A 3,222-nucleotide genomic window follows, 5' to 3' on the forward strand; every position below is an offset into this window, starting at 1 on the left:
CGGCTGGCGCCCCAGCCGATCCAGGCGAACACCGGCAGCGAGAACGCCATGCGCAGCGCCAGCAGGGTGACCGAATCGACCGGCGTGGCCTGGGGCACGGCATAGGCCAGCTTGACGAAAATGGCCTTGAACGAGAAGCCGAGGGCGGCGAGAACGGCCAGGGCCAGGCCGATGCGTTCGGCGGGCCAGTGTTTCCAGGAGGACATGGGGTGTTTAGGGTTCAATGCATGCGGTTGCCGCGAACGGTATGTGTGCATGCGATAGGGGGCAGAGGAATTAATGGGGCCATGTTGCTCTGTTATGTTGCAGGGCACAATTGCTATTCCCACAAGCATGCGTTCGTACATAACGAACGCTATGGGCCCGCTGCATGAACTACGACCTGACCGACCTGCGCCTGTTCGTCGCCATTGCCGAAGAGCGCAACCTTACGCGCGGGGCCGCGCGCGCCTGCCTGGCGCCGTCATCGGCCAGCCACCGGCTGCGCCGGCTGGAGAATGCGCTCCACACCACCTTGTTCGAGCGGCAGACCCGCGGCGTGCAGCTCACGCGGGCGGGCGAAGCGCTGCTGCGCAATGCGCGCCAGGTGCTGGCCAGCCTGGAGCAGATGCATGCCAACCTCTCGCCCTTTGCCACGGGCATCCGCGGCCATGTGAGCCTGTGGGCCAACACCCACGCCACGCACACCTTTCTGCCCGATGACCTCGCCGGCTTCCTGAAGCAGCACCCCCAGGTCAGCGTGACGCTGGAGGAGCGCACCAGCGCCGAGATCGTGGTCGCCGTGGCCGGCGGCGAGATCGAGGTTGGTGTGCTCGCCGACAGCGGCCACAGCGCGGGCGTGGAGCTGGCCCCCTACCGGCAGGACCGGCTGGTGCTGATCGTGCCCCGGGGGCATGCGCTGTCGGGGCGCGCGCAGGTCGGCTTTGCCGAGGTGCTGGACCACGCTTTCGTGATGCTGCATGCGGGCTCGGCCATCCATACCTTCACGATGAATGCGGCCGCCGCGCTGGGGCGCCACCTGGATGTGCGCATCCAGGTGCGCAGCTTCGAGGCCGTCTGCCGCATGGTGGGGGCTGGCGTGGGCATCGGCCTGGTGCCGCGCAGCGCGGTCCAGCTGGCAGGCCTGGCGGACCCGCCGGTGGTGGTGGCGATGGACGAGCCCTGGGCACAGCGCGACCTGCAGATCTGCGTGCGCAAGGGCGTGGCGCTCTCGGGTTTTGCCTCGGCACTGGTGGAGCACCTGCGGCGCAGCGGCACCAGCCCTCAATAGGGTGGGCTGTCAGCCGGCAACCGGCCCTCGGGGAGGCCGTAGGGGCTGGCCTTGGGGAGCTTAATGGGTAGCCACAGGGTGAAGCGTGTTCCAGCCGGCCCGGAGGCCCACGCCACCGTGCCGCCGATGGCCTGGGCGCGGCGCTGCAGGTTGCGCAGGCCCCGGCCGGCAGACTCTGCATGGGCCTTGTCCACATCGAAGCCCTGTCCGTTGTCCTCGACGGCCACCTCGACGACTTCCCCCACCTGGTCGGTGCTGAAGCGGATTTGGGTCGCCCGCGTATGGTGCAGGATGTTGGCCACGGTCTCCTGCACGATGCGCAGAATGTGCAGCGCGCTGGAGGGGTCCAGCCATTCAAGCACCGGCACGTCCTGCACCTCCCAGCGCAAGGCGATGCCCGCACTCTCGATGCGCGGCCCCATTCGAAAGCGCAGCGTGGCCAGCAGCAGCAACAGGTCGGCGTCCACCGGCTCCATCGAGTCGATGGCGAGCTTCAGATCGTCCATGCAATCGGCCAGCACCCGGGCCATCTGCTCGTCCGTCAGCGTGCCGCCCTGGACCGAGCGGATGGCGCTGGTGAGCGAGGAGCCCAGGCCATCGTGCATGTCCTGCATCAGGCGCTGGCGCTCCTGGCTCAGCGTCTGCGCGTGCTCTGCCGTGCGCAGCGCCTGGTAGCTGCGCTCCAGTTCGGCCTCGCGCGCCGCGAGCCGTTCGGCCAGGCCTGCGTTGACCCGCTTCACCTCGGTGATGGCCCGCACGTAACGGCGCAGCATGATGAACATGAAGACGGCCAGGTACAGGACCGCGGCGTAGGGCGTGAGATAGAACCATTCCAGGTCCAGCAGTTGCTGGGCCTTGAACCAGTCGTAGATGCCCAGACCCACCGCCACGGCGACGCTGCTGCTCAGCAGCAGGCCGTCCATCGACCGGCTGCGCCAGGAATGCCACAGCCCCCCGGCCACCACGGCGACCGCCAGCGAGATCTGCAGCATCTGCAGCCCCGGGCGCAGCAGCACCAGGGCGGGCAGCGGCAGGCCGAGCGGCAGCGTCAGCAGGGTGAACACGGCCGTCAGCGCCAGCAGCGCGCCGGTCAGCCGTGGCAAGGTGCGCCCATGCAGCAACTGCAGGAACGCGTGCAGGATCACGATCTGCCAGGCCAGCGCGTTCAGCGTGATCCAGCCGAACCAGGCGTCGCTCACCGGCAGCCGCTCCAGCCCGGTATGGAAATGCCAGCGCCGCACCACCTGCAGCAGCGAGAAGCCGGCCAGCAGCAGGTACAGGGAGTCATGACGGCGCCACAGCCACACGCCGAAGCAGAACAGCGCCACCGCGAGAAAGGCCGAACTGCTCATGAACGGCAGCTGGAACTCCAGCCATTCGCGCACCGTGTAGTGCGACAGCAGCGCACCGGTGTCGCCCACATAGAACGACGAGAGCCCGCCGCCCGCGCCCCGCAGGCTGTCCATGCGGACGAGGATTTCCCGCGGCGGGGCCGCCAGCGGGGTCTGGTTCAGCGGCAGCAGCAGGCCGGGGTGGCGAAACAGGTTCCAGCTTGGGCTGCCCAGCGACCGGTGGATCAGCCGGCCGTCCGCGTACACCGCAATCTGGCCAGCGGTCTGCCAGCGCTTGAGGTAGAAGTGGGCCGTGCCGCCGGGCGGTGCAATGTCCGGCACCTGCACACGGAACCAGCGGGTCGATACGCGTGGCGTACCGCCAACCGGGATGATCTGGCGCTCGAAGACAAAGGGCAGCGCGACCTCGCGCCAGTCCGCGCCCAGGGCTTGCCAATCGGTGTGCTCCTGCAGCGGCGCCGGCGGACCCGGCAGCTCCAGCTCCTGCGCGGCGGTGAAATGCACGACCGGCTGCGGCTGCGCCTGCGCACCGCCCATGCCCAAGGCCATTGCCAGCAGGCAGGCCAGCACCCATCGCAGCCGGCAGACAGTGGCTAAAAA

At 68.7% G+C, this 3,222-nt stretch carries 2 protein-coding genes and 1 pseudogene; 1 reads left to right on the plus strand and 2 read right to left on the minus strand.

The window, feature by feature from the left end; all coding sequences use genetic code 11:
* Positions 1-206: pseudogene (locus PMI14_RS06600) on the minus strand (EamA/RhaT family transporter); the annotation flags it as partial.
* Positions 207-370: 164 nt separating this feature from the next.
* Here PMI14_RS06600 and PMI14_RS06605 point away from each other — a divergent pair.
* A complete protein-coding gene (locus tag PMI14_RS06605) occupies positions 371-1,270 on the plus strand; it encodes a LysR family transcriptional regulator (protein WP_007851620.1) in 900 nt (299 codons plus the stop codon).
* Here PMI14_RS06605 and PMI14_RS06610 read toward each other — a convergent pair.
* A partial coding sequence (locus tag PMI14_RS06610; protein WP_007851621.1) for an ATP-binding protein occupies positions 1,264-3,222 on the minus strand: 1,959 nt, incomplete at its 5' end. The two genes, PMI14_RS06605 and PMI14_RS06610, sit on opposite strands and share 7 nt — an antisense overlap.

The sequence above is a fragment of the Acidovorax sp. CF316 genome (assembly GCF_000276605.1).
GTDB lineage: Bacteria > Pseudomonadota > Gammaproteobacteria > Burkholderiales > Burkholderiaceae_C > Acidovorax.

Bases quoted from the DNA above. Each gene is read 5' to 3' on its own strand.
- PMI14_RS06605 (WP_007851620.1), top strand. From the start codon at position 371: ATGAACTACGACCTGACCGACCTGCGCCTGTTCGTCGCCATTGCCGAA.